The organism is Faecalibacter macacae, from assembly GCF_003687725.1.
Taxonomy (GTDB): Bacteria; Bacteroidota; Bacteroidia; order Flavobacteriales; family Weeksellaceae; genus Empedobacter; species Empedobacter macacae.
Map to the genome: position 1 here is coordinate 167,379 of NZ_RDOJ01000005.1, position 15,454 is coordinate 182,832.

11 protein-coding genes are annotated in these 15,454 nt (G+C 28.7%); 5 read left to right on the plus strand and 6 right to left on the minus strand.

Going from position 1 to position 15,454, the window contains the following annotated elements:
* Positions 1-9: 9 nt before the first annotated feature.
* Complete coding sequence (locus tag EAH69_RS05655; RefSeq protein ID WP_121934206.1) at positions 10-471, minus strand: DUF1569 domain-containing protein; 462 nt, start codon at positions 469-471, stop codon at positions 10-12.
* A 116-nt stretch (positions 472-587) separates the two neighbouring features.
* Here EAH69_RS05655 and EAH69_RS05660 point away from each other — a divergent pair, with 116 nt between their 5' ends.
* A complete protein-coding gene (locus EAH69_RS05660) occupies positions 588-1,544 on the plus strand; it encodes a hypothetical protein (protein WP_230466719.1) in 957 nt (318 codons plus the stop codon).
* Between the two features lie 273 nt (positions 1,545-1,817).
* Complete coding sequence (locus tag EAH69_RS05665; RefSeq protein ID WP_121934207.1) at positions 1,818-2,459, plus strand: 2OG-Fe(II) oxygenase; 642 nt, start codon at positions 1,818-1,820, stop codon at positions 2,457-2,459.
* 36 nt (positions 2,460-2,495) lie between these two features.
* On the opposite strand, the gene EAH69_RS05670 is transcribed toward EAH69_RS05665, so the two are convergent.
* Entirely contained in the window at positions 2,496-2,807 is a 312-nt protein-coding gene (locus EAH69_RS05670) for a winged helix-turn-helix transcriptional regulator (RefSeq protein WP_121934208.1), read from the minus strand.
* Between the two features lie 155 nt (positions 2,808-2,962).
* Between EAH69_RS05670 and EAH69_RS05675 the strand changes: the two genes are divergently transcribed.
* Both EAH69_RS05675 and EAH69_RS05680 read left to right on the plus strand, forming a co-directional pair.
* Positions 2,963-3,808, plus strand: coding sequence for a pirin family protein (locus EAH69_RS05675; RefSeq protein ID WP_121934209.1), 846 nt, complete (start codon positions 2,963-2,965; stop codon positions 3,806-3,808).
* A gap of 77 nt (positions 3,809-3,885) precedes the next feature.
* On the plus strand, positions 3,886-4,407 hold the full coding sequence (locus EAH69_RS05680) for a GNAT family N-acetyltransferase (protein ID WP_121934210.1): 522 nt from the start codon (positions 3,886-3,888) through the stop codon (positions 4,405-4,407).
* 24 nt (positions 4,408-4,431) lie between these two features.
* On the opposite strand, the gene EAH69_RS05685 is transcribed toward EAH69_RS05680, so the two are convergent.
* Positions 4,432-5,394 carry an alkaline phosphatase family protein gene (locus tag EAH69_RS05685; protein WP_121934211.1) on the minus strand — a complete coding sequence of 321 codons (963 nt, stop codon included), beginning with the start codon at positions 5,392-5,394 and terminating at the stop codon, positions 4,432-4,434.
* Positions 5,395-5,496: 102 nt separating this feature from the next.
* Between EAH69_RS05685 and EAH69_RS05690 the strand changes: the two genes are divergently transcribed.
* Positions 5,497-5,916 (plus strand): OsmC family protein, encoded by a 420-nt coding sequence (locus EAH69_RS05690; protein WP_121934212.1) that lies wholly within the window; start codon positions 5,497-5,499, stop codon positions 5,914-5,916.
* Between the two features lie 48 nt (positions 5,917-5,964).
* On the opposite strand, the gene EAH69_RS05695 is transcribed toward EAH69_RS05690, so the two are convergent.
* The 3 genes from EAH69_RS05695 to EAH69_RS05705 form a co-directional block, all read right to left on the minus strand.
* A complete protein-coding gene (locus tag EAH69_RS05695; RefSeq protein WP_121934213.1) occupies positions 5,965-7,605 on the minus strand; it encodes a dipeptidyl-peptidase 3 family protein in 1,641 nt (546 codons plus the stop codon).
* A 62-nt stretch (positions 7,606-7,667) separates the two neighbouring features.
* Positions 7,668-10,013, minus strand: coding sequence for a translocation and assembly module lipoprotein TamL (tamL, locus tag EAH69_RS05700; RefSeq protein WP_121934214.1), 2,346 nt, complete (start codon positions 10,011-10,013; stop codon positions 7,668-7,670).
* Positions 10,010-15,238 (minus strand): translocation/assembly module TamB domain-containing protein, encoded by a 5,229-nt coding sequence (locus EAH69_RS05705; RefSeq protein WP_394338562.1) that lies wholly within the window; start codon positions 15,236-15,238, stop codon positions 10,010-10,012. Before EAH69_RS05705 ends, tamL begins: the two co-directional genes overlap by 4 nt.
* Between the last annotated feature and the right edge of the window lie 216 nt (positions 15,239-15,454).

Genomic DNA, 15,454 nt, shown 5'->3' on the forward strand with positions numbered 1-15,454 from the left:
TCCGTATTTTTATGATTTGATTAATTTGAACTGTTTAAAATGATGTTTAAAATGTTTATTATGAAAAATAACCCATTCATCATAACCAATTTCATCCACTACAGGATTCATCATTAAGATTCCAGGATTTGATAGAAAATAATCATGAAACTTCTCAATTTCCCTTTCTAATTTTTCAATAGCTGCTTCCATCGTAGGAAATCGTAAATCTAATAATCCTTCCATACCACCGGCTTTAATTCCTCTTTCCATATCGATAGCTGGATTCAAAACTACTTCTTTATATTTCGGAATCATTTCTTTTGGCGTTCTGCAAGGAATAATAAATCCACCGTTAGACATTTTCATCGAAACGATTAAATGTTCAACCATATGTTGTGGTGTCATAATTCCCCAATCCGGTGTTTGTGTTGTATCTAATTGTTTTAATTGATCAATAATTTGTTCCTTATTATGGATTGAAATACTCATTGTTTATGATTTTATTTTAAAGCGAAATCTAAGATATGATAAATTAAAATATGAATTTATTTAACAAAATATAATTTGAATCTTATTCGTACATTTAATAGGCTAAACCACCTAATATGAAAGGAATATATCTTGTAATATTACTTTTTTTCTTTTCTTGTGTTAGTCAACACAAAAAGAATTTAGAAGAAAATATTTTATCTCTTAAAAATAGCTATTGTAAAGCTCCATTTAAATATAATTATCAAAAGGAAATACCTTCATTAAATTCAGATTCAATTTTAAGTGTTAATAATCATTTACGAGCATCTTTCTCAGATCAAAGTGTATTGATTTTAAACGCACTAGGTGGAATTGATGAAGTTGAGGATATAATATTATTAAAAAAGGATTCTACAATTAAAAGTCAAATGAAAATTTTACAATTAAAATCAGCAATTAATAGTAAAATAAATATTGCTATGACAGAGCTAGATGCTGTTGCTGCAGAGTATGATTGTGAGGGTGAAAGAGTCGCGCAAATGGCTTATTATGTTGATAATATAAATTCTGAAAAAAATAATCGTGTTGTTTATTATTCTATAGTTGCTGGAGCCTTAACTTCAATTGCTGGAGCAATTATTACAAATGATAATGTAGGAAATGTAGTAGATATTGGTGGAGGTGTATTGGGAGCTGGATTAGGTTTTGCAACATTAAATCCTAAAGGTAAAAAAGTAGAATTTATACACAATAGAAATATTTTGGGCGATGTTTGGAAAGGAAAATTAGATTCAGATAATTTTCCTCCATTTGTTTGGTACATGTATTCCGAAAAAAAATTCTGGGGTAATACGGATAATAAATCTATGCTGGAGCATATCAAAGAAAGATGGCTAAAATTTAATTTTGAAAATGATTTAGATGCTGCTAATAATTCTGTGAATTTTAATGAAGGTGGTACTTACTTAGCTAGTGATTTGCATAATAGAAATTTAATGTTAAATCAGATGCAATCTGCAACAAGAACTATACATCAAATCATTAATTATTTACTTTTAGATTTAGATAAGTTCGTTTACGAATATAAGTAAATGAATATAATTTATTAAAATCGTATTTTTTTTGAAGATATATTAATTTAATCTAAAGAAATACGATTGAAATTATAGGTTTTGTTAATTATATTATTGAAATATAGTTAATAATGTAAAATAATGATTAGAATATCCTCAGTTTTTAATCCTTCTTTTTAGTTAGATGTTAATAAATTGAACAAATATTAATTTATTAAGTATTAATTGATGTTTTTGTATTTCATTTTTCTCAATAAAAATTATTTTTACCATAGTTTTTTATAACAATTAATGGGCGAATTTGCATTAAACTCAATTTACGAAAAGATTATTGATGATATTTTAGAACAGAAATATTCTATTTCGGATAACTTTTTTTCTTCTGAAGAAACAACACAATTACGAAATCACGTAATTAATCAAAATACAAATGAAGGATTTCATCAAGCTGCGATAGGAAATTCTCAGAACGAAAAAATATTAAAATCTATTCGAGGAGATAAAATCAAGTGGATTGATGAAGCGAATAAGAACGAAGTAGAGGAAATTTTCTTTACAAAGGTTAATGATTTCATTTCTTATCTAAATCGTACTTGTTATATGGGAATTGAAGAAAGCGAATTTCATTATGCCGCATATACAAAAGGAACCTTTTATCAGCGTCACGTAGATGCATTTAAAAATGATGATCGTAGAACATTATCAATGGTTTTTTATTTGAATGATGAAGATTGGAAAGATGAATTTGGAGGGCAATTAGCGTTACATTTATTGAATGATGATGGTTCTGAAAAAGAATTAAACATATTACCATTTGCTGGTAGGATGGCAATTTTTGATAGTAAAACTATTCCGCACGAAGTGAAAACGGTTAAGAAAACGCGTTATAGTATCACAGGATGGTTAAAAACAAGACCTACAAACGGGTTTTAATACATATAAAAAAGGATGCTTAATTTAGGCATCTTTTTATTCATCCTCTAAAATTTTTATTCGATGATTTTGTCCCCAAATCACTAATACATTTATGATTTCCTTCGTTGTTTTTCCGTACTCGGTAATAGAGTAAGCAACAGAAATAGGTTTAGTTTTTTGTTCTTCTCTTTTTATCAACTTATTTGCTTCTAAATCTTTTAATTCTTTCGATAAAACTTTGGCAGAAATTCCTTCAATATCTCGTTCAATTTTCTTAAAAGTATTTAAATCATACTCTCTTAACATTAAATAATGTATGATTAAGAGCTTCCATTTCCCACCCAAAATATCTAAAGAATCTGTCATTGCAAGTATATCACCTGTACATGGTGCCGGATCTGTTAGTGGTTTTTAATCATATGCTTTATTTAAGGTTACCGGTTACCTTTAAGTAACCCATAGTTAAGGTACTATTTTTCGGTTATAAATTTTTAGTAAATAATGTATTAAATAAAATCACAATGAAAAATACAGTCTTAATTACAGGAGCAAATAGCTTTATTGCTAAACATATTATTCCAATATTATCTGAAAAGTATCAACTTAAATTTTTAACTCGAAATCCTAAACTTGAAAATGAGTTTCAATGGGATTTCGAAAATAAAACAATTGATGAAAAAGCCTTAGATAATGTAGATTATATAATTCATTTAGCGTACAAAGGAAAAATTGCTCACAAAGATAGTCGTGGAAATCATGGCGTAATTGGAGAAGGCGATGTTCAATGGATGACAGCTGGAGCCGGAATTTTGCATCAAGAATACCACGAAGAAGAATGGTCTAAACAAGGAGGAATGTTCCAAATGGTTCAGATTTGGATGAATTTACCAGCAAAGGATCGTGAAACACCACCACATTATCAAGATGTATTATATAATGATATGACTAAAGTTGTATTGAATGATGAGGTGAGTTATATAAATATAATTGCAGGAGAATATAACGGGCAAAAAGGTAAAGCAACAACATATTCGCCTATAAATATGTATAATGCATATTTACAAAAAGGTGCAATTGCTGATTTTGATTTTTTAAACTATTATAATACGGCAATCTTAATTATTGATGGAAGTGTAAAAGTTAATGGTGAAGAAGTTTTAGAAAAAGATTCGTTCGCAATGTTTGAGAATGAAAAAGGAGATACATTTAGTCTTGAAGCTCTTAGTGATAATACTTTAGAATTAGTTTTGAGTGGAGAACCATTAAATGAACCAATTGCACATTATGGTCCTTTTGTGATGAATACTCAAGAACAATTGGTAAAAGCATTTGAAGAATTTAAAGCGGGAAAATTCGGAACACTATAATCTTTTAATATAAATTTAAACAGTGCATTTTTGCACTGTTTTTTTATTTGAATTAATTTTAGAATCAAATTATAATAATGAATTTTCAACTGAAAATAGCCACAATTAATGATGTAGATGCAATATGGTTTTTATTAAAACAGGGTATCGAAAAACGTAAAAATGATGGAAGTAACCAATGGCAAGATGGTTATCCTAATCGTGATGTTGTAGTAAATGATGTTAAACATAATTATGGAGTTGTAGTTCTTAACGAACAAAATACAATAGTTGGTTATATTGCAATGATTGATGAAATAGAGTCAGCCTATGAAGAAATTATTGGAAATTGGTTATCAGCGAAAGATGAAAAATATATGGTTTTTCATCGTTTAATTGTTGATCATATTAATCCTACAAAAGGATTAGCAACTTGGATATTGAATGAAGTTGAACAACTCGTGATAAAAAAGGGAGTAAAGTCAATTAAAGTTGATACAAATTACGATAATGTAGGAATGTTACGTGTTTTTGAAAAATTGGGATACACGTTTTGTGGGAAAGTTTATTTTCGAGGAAGTGAAAGATTAGCTTTCGAGAAGATTGTAATAAAAAATTAAAAATCATCAATCATCAATAATACTTTATTCCATTATATTTTTAGAGAAGATTTCTTTTATAATTTTCCCATCCGAAAAAGGCATTTCAAATCCCATTATCAAACCAATAGTTTTAGCAATATCTTTTTGTTCGTAATTTCCTGTACTTATAGTAACATTTTTCTTAAAATCTGGACCTAAAGCAAAAAATTCTATAGAAGTACAACCTCCACATTGGTCACCATGATGCTGAAAACCACCATTGTTATCATCGTGTCTTCCATGATCGTTTGTTACAATTAAAGCAGTTTTATTTTTATAATTGTTAGATGATTGTATAAAATTCCAAATCTCTTTTATTTGAGCATCGGTATTTTTAATTCCATTGATATAGCCGTTCCAATCATTATTATGACCAGCGGCATCAACTTCTTTTAAATTTATCATTACCAATTTTGGTTGATAATTATTCAATATATTTTTAAAACTCTCTACTGTTTGTATATCTGTTCTATCAGTTGTTCCAGTAGTTGGATTACCACAATCTGTAGATGGTAAAAATTGATCTTTCCAAGAAGTATTTACACAATTCGCGATAGTTTTTAATTTTACTTTAGAGGTAATAATCCAAGCTTTATTATTAGGTTCATTTGATTGTTTTAACCAAAGTTGAAGCATTGAAGGATTTTCGGGAGATTGACTTCCATCGTTTAGCAAATGTTCATATGTTCCATTTAAAATACTACTATGTCCAGACATTGTTAAAGTCGTTCCATTATTCTTAAAATTACTAATTAAGACACCTTCTCTTAATAAATTTACTCTATTTGGAATATTTATACGATTACTATCAAACCAAGTTTCGTGCATTCTTGGTCCATCTACAACTAAGATAATTACATTTTTAGTTTCAAAATTGTTTGTAATAGGATCATTTTTTAGATCATCATTTTCATTACATGAAAAGAAAAGTATTAAAATAAAAAGAAATAAGTAGTTGTTATTCATAGTGTTTAGTTAGGTTATTAAATTGATTATTAACAATAGTTGTTCCATATTTAATTGAATCAATAAAAGATGTAATTTTATCCAAATTAATTACAAGAGAACATGCAAGTTAAATTACAACGCGTAAATCAAGCATCACATTACGAAGCAACAGCTCCATCATCAGAAGTTAAGGTTAATATTGATGGTCCAGCATCTATAGGAGGAGAAGGGAAAGGATCAAGTCCAATGGAAATGATTTTAATGGCATTAGGAGGATGTAGTGTTTTTGATTTAGGTGAAATTTTAAAGAAACAACGTCAAGAAGTAGAAGATATTCAGGTTGAGGTTGCAGGTAATAGAAGAGAAGAAGCACCAAGAATTTATACAGATATTCATATTACATTTTTATTAAAAGGTAATATTGATTTGGGCAAAGCAAATAAAGCTGCGGAGTTAGCAGTTAAAAAATATTGCAGTGTTCATGACATGTTAGCCGCTGGTGGCGTAGAAATTACTTACGAAGTAAAGATTAATTCATAAATAAAGGCAAACCAACGGTTTGCCTTTTATTTTATATATAGCAGATTATTATAACCCTAAAATATCTAATCCTTGTTTGAATTTTATATCAACAGGAACATTAGAAGCGTTTATTTTATCTAAATCTTTTTGTAAATCAGATCCGATTTTTCCTTTTGTAACCATTAAAGTTTTAACACCTTCATAATCTCCGTTTCCTTGTAGCGTTAAGATTAATTCAGAAAGTCCATTCATAGCTTGCTCCATTTTGGCAACATTTACTTTGTAACGTCCATTTGGTAATTTTTCGAAAGCACCTTTTTCAGCAAAATAATTGAAACAAACCATATTTGCTTGTCCATGAGCTGAACTTGCTCCAAAACGAACCGAACGGAAAATACCAGCTAAAAATGTCACGAAATAATCTTCTTGAGATCCTTCTAATTCACCTTTTTTCAATAATTGATTTACCATGTATAAACCAAGAATATCCGCTTTTCCTTCCTCTAATCCAGATTGTGTTTCTTTTAAAGCTTCGCGAACTGAACCTTTACCATTAATTGTATTTTTAATTCCTAACCCGTGTGCAACTTCATGAAACATTACGTTAGAAAAGAACGCGTCAAATTTGATGTTTTTTTGTTGAGATTCATCAATCATTACATTAGAAATCGGAACTAAAATTTGATCAAACTTAGCTTGCATTGCATTTTTTAATTGCAAACGACGTGTCCCTTTTTCTAACTGAACTTGCTCGTCATTAGGTAAATTAATCGCAATAGTTTTTCCACCTGCATTACAATCTCCGGCATAGTAAATTACATCATATGCATTAAGGTCAGAATCTGTACCTGGTTTTTCAGCTTTATATTTTGCATTAACAGGTAAGTTTTGTTGTAATTCAGGTAAATACTGAACAAATCTTGCCAATTTTTTAGACCATTCTACATCTTTTACTAAAACGTAAGAAGAGTAAGAAGCTTTGTAACCAAATAATTGATCTTCGTATGTTTCAATTGGGCCAATAACTAGATCTAAATTAGAATTTTTCATGTCCATCCAAGCTAAATCACTTGCATAGAAATCATCGTTTAATAAAGCAGCTGCGCGTAATTGTAAATATTTTTTAAGCCCTGGATCTTCTGCTAATTCAGACGCTTTTGCTAAATATCCAGCAGCATTTTGTAATTGATTTTTGTAATTTACATGATAAGGAACTGTATATAATTTTCCGTCACGATTACGTTTTACTAACGTGTAATTTGATTTTCCTTCTGGTAAATTAGCTGCTTCAAATTCTTCTTTTGTCATATCCACAGGATAGAACATTGCGCCAGCAGGTTTTGGACCAAAACCATCAACAAAAGGTTTTTCATTATCTAAACGATCCCAAGGGCCGTAATTGATTTTTACGTAATCAAGTACTTCACCTTTAGTCGCATCTGTAATGTCTATTTTGGCACCGTAAGCTTGTTGCCAAAATATATCATCCATAATATCAGCAGATTTAATCATTAAACGAATAATATTTTTTTCGTTTTCAGATAAATGAGATAAATCTGTCTTTAAAGTATATTCTGAGTAATATTGTGGTTTAAATTCGTTTACTTTCGTTTCCACTTCTGTAGAATTTTGAGTTGTTTTTTGAGTTGAACATGATGCTAAAATTGATGTTAAAGCAATCGCACTCAATACAAATGATTTTTTCATTTCAACTAGTTTTTGTATCTCTAAATTTAAGGATTAAAATTGAGAATTAATAGAACTGAAACTTAGAAAGGATAACCAATTGCTATGTTTAGAATTAGATTGTCTTTTCGCCAATCTTTGTCCGAAAAATTGATTTCATCAAATGTCCAACGATCGTTTTTTTCGTAATAAGGAATACGTAATGGCATAGAAAAATCAAAACGAAGGATTAATAAACTAAAATCAAGTCTAAGACCTACACCTGCACCAATTGCAATTTCGCTGATAAAATCTTTAGAGAATTTTCCACCTGGTAGTGTAGGTTCTTCATTCACAGTCCAAATATTTCCAGCGTCAACAAATAATCCTAAATTTAAAAATTTAAACAAATTCATTCGATATTCTGCGTTCAATTCTAATTTTATATCTCCGGCTTGGTCAAAGTAAAAACTTGCGTTTTGGTTGCGAGGATCGTACGAACCAGGACCTAAAGTTCTTGCTCTAAATGCACGAACACTGTTACTACCACCAACGAAGAATTGTTTAGAAAATGGAACAAATTCCGAGTTTCCGTATGGTAAAGCTATACCACCAATAAAACGAGTTGCGATGGATGTTTTGCGTGAGAATTTATGAAAAAATCTAAAATCGTGTTCCATTTTTGCATATTGACTATAAGGAATATTGAAGATTTCTTTTTGTTTTCCTTTTTCGACATTTGCACCTGAAAGTAATCCAGTTAAATTAGCAGATAAATCTATCATACCACGATAATAAATAGTATTTTTTCGTGGTAACATCGTTGTTGTATAGGTATAAGAATATCTTGGACCAAAAATCAATTGCTTGTCTACAACACGCTTTAACTGTGGATTTATGATGTTACCAAATTCATCATAAATTTGGTTATAATATTCGTCAGTAACATTATCAGGATTAACCAAAGTAACTTCTAAAACTTTTAAATCGTGATCTTTTCTCGCATTTTCTTTCCATTGATAACCAAATGAAGTATTAAAATTATGCAAAGCATAAAGTCTAGTTCTATTTAAATATTCGTAAGCTAATGTTATATTGGTACGCGGAATATATGCACCAGAAGTATGAAATTTGAATGGAGCAATAATACGTGGAATTGAAAATTCTACATTCGTTCCTAATCTGAAAATATTGTTTGCATCTTTTGGTCCACCTAATTGCATATCAAAAGCTCCAAAAATGGTTGCTTTTAATTGTTCAGCTCCACGAAGTAAATTGCGATGAGTCCAATTTAAATTGATTTCGCCACCTCCATAATTGGCAGAATTGGTACGTCCCAATAATTCTAATCGAAGTGATTGAAATTCGCGTGGCGTTAGCATATAATAAGCGTCAAATTTATTATTGATTGAATCAGAAATAACAAATTGATTGTTTACAAATTTAAAAACACCAAGATTAACCAATCGATTTAATGTAAGATTGTGATCAGTACGATTATATAATTCTCCTTTTTTGAATTGTAACGCACGATCAAAAACTTTGGCTTTGAATTTATTATTCGGATCAATCATATAAAATTTATTCTCTTTATGACTTGCCAAAGAATCTGCTAACATTGGAATTTGATAAAGATTGTTTTTTAAATCTGTTATATTATAATCAGGAAATACCACAATGTTATCTATTGTAAATTGTTGTTTTGCAATAGTTGGAGTATTCTCTTTTAATTGTACAGATAATTCAACTTCATGTTGTGTAGAAATACTGTCAGCTTTTAAAATAATATTATCAGGATGAAAATAATAAAATCCTTTTTCTTTTAATCGTGCATCAATTCGTTCACGTTCAGAAATTATAGTATTTAAATTATAAGGTCGACCTTTTTTTAAAAGTGATCTTCTTTGTGTGTTTGCTATTTCTTTGTTGATGATATTTAATGTATCCGTTGGGAAATTGACCTTATTGATGTAATATCTTGATTTAGGTTCAACTACGTAATTTACAGTAGCTTTTTTGTTTTTGATAATTGTATCATCATTAGCTTTTGCATTAAAATATCCAACATTCGCTGAATAATTCTTAAGAATTTTATTATTGAATTCTGTATCAACTTGGCTCATTAAAACAGGTTCTTCACCAATTTTATACTTTAACCAATGACGTAAACCTTTATCACTTTTTGGTTCGCTAGTTATATTATAAATATACAGTTGAGGTCGTAATCCTAAAAAACTTGAATTTGGTTTTGGGATAATTCGACTTTCTAATTCAGTTTTTAATTGACTTTTTTCTTTTTTAGATAATGAATCACCTACAATTTCTAAATCTGCACCAACGTATAATTTTTCACCTTCTTCAAGAAATTGAGTATTGCTACATGCGGAAATTGCAAAGATAGAAATTAGGCCTAATAAAGTTTTGTTTACTATTGCTATTGATTTTTTCATGGTTGGTTTTTCATTTGTTTTTTGATGGCTTCGTTTTTCTTTTTCTTCTCAAATATTTCTCTGAATTTATCGTAATCTAAAGTGATAATAAACCCAACACCAGTTTCGATAATTTGTCCTTGTAATGCAACTTGATATTCGTTTTTACGATAAGCTCTTAGCATGTATCGACCATTTTTAGACAAGGCGTATTCTAAGTTAATATCTCCAGCAATATTGGTCATGTTTTCATTAACTCTTGCATCTCCTTCTAAACCAAAATTACTTCCGATAGATACTTTTAAACGATCATTTAATAATCTTTTACTTACTTCAACATTAAGATCAGTACGTGTATTTTTCTCGCCTGTAGAATAATCATCCTGAGAGTTTAAACCAAGATTTATATCAACACCTTGAATTAAATCAGCAGCTAAATTGTTTAATTGATCTGATAGAATATTACTTACACTTTGTCTTGCCATTGATTCGGCCGAAACACCAGATTGACTTTGAAATGGATTATTTCCAACAAAACGATTTAGTATTAATAAAGCAAAAACTTGTTTGTTCATTTCAGCTTCATCATTTCTCAATTGGTTTAATTTAGCTTTTGTATTCTCTATAACCGACGACGCAACAGAATTATTAGTTTCATCTAAAGTGATGTCAAAAAAGACTTCAGGCTTTTTTAATTCGCCTCCAATTTTAAGCTCAGTATTAAATGGAATTCGTTGTCTGTACATATTAACTTCAGCAGAAGATAAACCTGTTAATTGCTGTTCCAATAAATCGATTGGCGCAGTTTGAGTTCGATATACAGCGGTTAAATTAAGATTTGCAGACATTGGTTCGCCAGTCCATGTAATTGTTGAACCTTTTGAAATATCAAATTTGCGTTTAATCATGCTTACCGACATTTCATAAGTTCCTTTTTCAACTTCGTAAATTCCAGTTAAAGATAATCTTCCAGAAGGATCCATACCTCCTGTAAGTTGTGCTTCTCCTTGTAATTCAACATAATCTCCATTAATTGGGTCAATAATTATTGTTGTTTTAGCTTCAGGATCGATGTCTATATTAACACTTAAATTGACACCTTTTATATTGGTTTCATTTGGAAGTGCGTCAATTTCTTTTGGTTGAATAATTTCTGTTGCATTTGGATCAATAAACTCAACAATACCATCATTACTTTGCAATGAAGTAGTACTTTTTGGCATTACAAATGTAAAATCAGATTGATCTGTAATTAAAATATCTCCGGTAACAATCGGTAAATCTAAATTGCCACGAATCGCTAGTTCAGTATTTATTGCTAATGTTCCGTAGGTCAATGCTTGAGCAGATTTTTCAGAATTAATTACTTTAAAATCTTTCGCATTTACATCTAAATTAAATTCAAAATCTTGAAAATTTGTAGTTAAAACTTGTCCATTAAGTAAAAGCGAATTACCATCTTTATCATTGATTTTAAATTGATCGAATTCGATTCCTCTATTTGTAAAGTTTAAATTATCTGTAATATTTCTGAAGTTAACGCCATACTCCGGAACTGAAAAACCAACTTGATTAAATCCTATTAGACCTTCGATAGATGGATTATCAAGTGAACCTTTGATGTTTAAATTACCAGCTAAATAACCTTCAATATCATTAACCATTCCTTTGGTAAAACCTTTGATTGTATTCATTTCAAAACGATTCATATTCAATTGAAAATCAAATAAACTTTGCTTTAGATTATAATCTCCAATTAAACGTACTTCGTTGTTATTACCAGTTAACAAAGCATTTGCATTGATGATGTCTGTTGTTTTATTTTTTACATTAATGGCAAGATTTCCTACAGGATTATTGTAAGCCTTAAGATCTGTGATGTCTAAATCTGCTGTAAAAGTCATATTAGCCATTAAATCCTTCACTTTTGCCGTCCCGTTAATTGTTCCAGAGGCTGGTAACTCATCTATTTTTATTAATTCTGTAATCGTTTCAATCTTGAAATTATTAATCGCAATATTTAAAGGACTTGTAGGAGAATTAGTTTCAGAATTAAGTTCGATTGAACTTTCGTTATTCGATATTTTAAAGTTATTAGCAACAATTCCATTATCGAATATTTTGATTTGATTATCATCAGAAATCAGCCAAGAATCATAATTTAATATTAATCCATTTCGATTTAAACTTGCGATGATAATATTATCTTTTAATTGAACATTTCCTCCAAGATGAAATTGTTCTTTTCCAGATTCATCCTTAGAAGAAGCATTTAAATTGATAATATTTTGATAAATATTTCCATTTAAATCTATGTTTTTAAGTTTGAAACTTTCATTTCCAACAGCATCTAAATTAAGATTATAATCAAGAGTTTCATTAGTATTAGAAATAGATAATTTAGCATTTTTCAATAAATTTTTATCATAAACTAAATTTTCTATTTGCCCTTCTAAATTGATTTTCTGCGTTTGAGCATTAAAATCTCCTGTGATATTTATTGTTGAAAATTCTTTTAAATCAGGAACAAATTTCTGTATCAATTTATCATTTTTTATACTTGCATTTAAAGTGAAATATTGGTTTTGATCAAATTTTGATATTTTCTTAGGATCTTGAAATTGATAATATTTATTAATTGTAGAAATTAGGGCAGGAGCAATTTCAACAAGATTATATTTCCCTTTTATTTCAGCATCAATAACCTGAGATTCTAACGTAATTTGATTAAGATTTTCTGTAGAAATTGCGTTTAACTTCATTTCATTGATTGCTAATTTTTCCGTTTCATCAGCAATAGTGAAATTTTTCAAAGTTAAATTTCCATTCGGATTTTCAAAATCTAAATTATCAAAAGAACCATCAATTTCACCCGTTATAGTTAATGCTTCATCATAAAAATTAAGTGCTTTTACATCTAATTTGTCTAAAATTCCGTTGATTTTAACATCTTTTAAATCCTTTTTATAAACGCCAGAAACAGTTAAATTTAAATTCGCATTTTTATCATTAGAAAGTATATCAGCATCAAAAACACCTCGATTTATTTTTGCATTCAGATTTACATTTTGATAATTATATTTATTGTATTCTGCATTAGTAATTTGCCCTTTAATTGATGTATTCGCTTTTTCTAAATTAAAACTTTCACCTTTTACGTTAAAGATTCCAGAAATTTTACCAATATCGTTATTGCTTATCAATGTTCCGACATCTAAGGATTTTAAATCAGCTTTTACATCATATTTTTCTGCATCTTTTTTTCTTAAATCAATATTCGCTTTTACATTGGCATTACCCAAACTGGAAATTAAATTTAATTGTGTATCAATTAAACTTGTAGTTCCTTTAGCGTAACCATTAACCGCAATTTTTGAAGGAATTTTGAAGTTATTCGGGATAATATCTTTAGGTATTATATCATAAATTGTTTTAGATGAAGTGGAAAAATTCTGAACCTTTAAATCATAGTATAATTTGTCTGGATTCATTGCATTTTTAATTTTTCCGGAAGCCGTTAAATTTAAATCTCCAATTCCAGAAACTTTTAATTTATCTATATTCAAGTCATTGATTGGTCCATAAACTCTAGAATCCACATACATTATTGCATTTGGATATTTATTGAATGGAGTAGTGTTACGTAAATCAGGAACAAGATATAATATATCTGAAAAAGCTATTTTTGATTTTTTAAAATTAGCATTTAAAGTAACAGCACCTAAATTATTTGTTAATTGATTGATCGAATTGTAATTAAGAATAATTTCATCTTTAATAGATGTTTTAGGTGTTTCTAAAATTAAATTTTTTAAATAAGCTTGCTTTTCTGCATACATAAAATTTGTGCGAAACTTTTGGATATTAATTCCAATTCTTTCTTTAATATTTGCAGCTAAGATTTGTCCAGCAAATGTTCCGTTGATCATTTTAAAATGATACATATTTAGATTGAGCTTTTCAAGATCTATATAATTTGGATCAAATCCTCTTTGTTCACGTTTTGCGGCTGTGTTGTTGTATGTGATTTGAGAATTTTCAATCAAAGTCTTATTTAACATAACTTGAATAGGCTTTGATGAATTTGATGGAGTAGTGGACGGTGTTATAGTTTGGCTTAAATTAATGTTGGCATTAACTAATGCATTTTTTAGTGCAATTTCATCTACATCATATTTATTTTCTGTTAAATTAATTGCGTTTATCTTAGTCTTAAATTCATCTAGTTTAACAATAGCATCAATTTTAGAATTTTCGTCTTTGTAATTGATATTACTTTTCGTTAGAATAATTTTATTTAACGCAAGTTGAAGTGGAGTGTTTTTATCTATAGTTGTCTTAGCCTGATTTGGTTTGGGACTTGTAATTTTTTGTGTAAAATTTAAGTTTAATCCATCAATCAAAATATCATCAATAGCATAGTTATTCTTTATTAAATCTAATGTTTTGATATTTGTATTAAATGAATTGAATTTAACTTTCGCATACATTTTCGAAACATCATCATCATATGCTACATCGATGTTTGTAAGCGAAATTTCACCAAGTTTTAATTGTAAAGGTTTGTTATTACTTATAGAATCTACAGTTTCTTCTACATTTTGTGCAATTTCTTCTACAATATCCTGCTTAAGTTTTAATTTTAGTCCATCTAATTCAATTTTACTTATGCCATAACTGTTTTCTTGTAAATCAAATTTTTTAATTCGTGTATTAAACTCTTTAAAATATATATTGATATTATTCCCTGATTGTAAATCATTAAATGAAGCACCAATATCTTTCAAATAGATTTTATCCAATGAAATTATAAATGGTTTTGATGTGGATTCTTCTTCCTCTTTTGTAGCAAAAGCATTAATGATGTAATCAAAGTTAAAACTACCATCTTTTCGTCTAATAACATTAGCTCTAGTTCCTTCCAAATCAATAGAAGTAATATCAGCTTTACTTTTTAACAGCTGCCAAATATCTAATGATACATCAAGTTTTTTTGTAAATAAAAGAGTATCAACATCCTCGCCTTTTAGATGTAAATTTTCTATGATTAGATTATTAGGAAAATCGATGTAAACTCGTTCTAATTCTACATCAGTTTTGATTTTATTTTCTAGATAAATGACTAATTTATCTTTTATAAAATTCTGTACTTTAGGAAATTGAAGACTATAGATAACAATAGTTAATAGCAAGATTAATGTAAGTAGAGAAATCCCAGTATATTTTAATATTTTTTTGTAGTTGATTTTCAAGTATTGAGTTTTTCGTTGGTTTTGAATCAATTAACCCGCAACTATAATACCAAGTTGAACAATATTGAAAAGATTGATAAATTATTTTATAAAGTGTAGAATTTATAGAAAATAAAAAAGGAATTCAAGTTATTGAATTCCTTTTTATAGGGTGAATGATGGGTCTCGAACCCACGACCTCCGGAACCACAATCCGGCGCTCTAACCAAC

What these genes read in the sequence shown, in the direction of transcription:
- EAH69_RS05675 (WP_121934209.1), top strand. Translation starts at nt 2,963, where the DNA reads ATGAAAAATACAGTCTTAATTACAGGAGCAAATAGCTTTATTGCTAAA.
- EAH69_RS05665 (WP_121934207.1), top strand. Translation starts at nt 1,818, where the DNA reads ATGGGCGAATTTGCATTAAACTCAATTTACGAAAAGATTATTGATGAT.
- EAH69_RS05670 (WP_121934208.1), bottom strand. Translation starts at nt 2,807, where the DNA reads ATGACAGATTCTTTAGATATTTTGGGTGGGAAATGGAAGCTCTTAATC.
- EAH69_RS05690 (WP_121934212.1), top strand. Translation starts at nt 5,497, where the DNA reads ATGCAAGTTAAATTACAACGCGTAAATCAAGCATCACATTACGAAGCA.
- EAH69_RS05660 (WP_230466719.1), top strand. Translation starts at nt 588, where the DNA reads ATGAAAGGAATATATCTTGTAATATTACTTTTTTTCTTTTCTTGTGTT.
- EAH69_RS05655 (WP_121934206.1), bottom strand. Translation starts at nt 471, where the DNA reads ATGAGTATTTCAATCCATAATAAGGAACAAATTATTGATCAATTAAAA.
- EAH69_RS05685 (WP_121934211.1), bottom strand. Translation starts at nt 5,394, where the DNA reads ATGAATAACAACTACTTATTTCTTTTTATTTTAATACTTTTCTTTTCA.
- tamL (WP_121934214.1), bottom strand. Translation starts at nt 10,013, where the DNA reads ATGAAAAAATCAATAGCAATAGTAAACAAAACTTTATTAGGCCTAATT.
- EAH69_RS05680 (WP_121934210.1), top strand. Translation starts at nt 3,886, where the DNA reads ATGAATTTTCAACTGAAAATAGCCACAATTAATGATGTAGATGCAATA.
- EAH69_RS05695 (WP_121934213.1), bottom strand. Translation starts at nt 7,605, where the DNA reads ATGAAAAAATCATTTGTATTGAGTGCGATTGCTTTAACATCAATTTTA.